1 protein-coding gene is annotated in these 255 nt (G+C 69.4%); it reads right to left on the reverse strand.

Going from position 1 to position 255, the window contains the following annotated elements:
- Nucleotides 1-255 (reverse strand): glycoside hydrolase family protein (locus tag L6D89_RS32560; protein ID WP_373875007.1); only part of this gene is annotated, 255 nt, incomplete at both ends.

Genomic DNA, 255 nt, shown 5'->3' on the forward strand with positions numbered 1-255 from the left:
CCTGGGCGATCCGGCCCGCCTGCAGCTCGCGCAGCATGGTTGAGTGGCCGCCGCCCTTGAGCCAGACAAACCCGTCCTTCACGCCTAGGCCACCGGGGCCGACGTTGTAGATGAAGGACAGGAAGGCGGCGATAGTCTTGGCCGGCAGCCGGTCGATGACGTCCTGGGGCACCCAGGCTCCGAACACCTGGGCGGCTTCCTCCAGGCCCTTGCGGGTCAGCGCATCGCACTGGGCGGGCGTGGCCTGGTCGCCAA

The sequence above is a fragment of the Pseudomonas pseudonitroreducens genome (assembly GCF_021603645.1).
In the GTDB taxonomy this organism is placed as follows: domain Bacteria; phylum Pseudomonadota; class Gammaproteobacteria; order Pseudomonadales; family Pseudomonadaceae; genus Pseudomonas; species Pseudomonas pseudonitroreducens.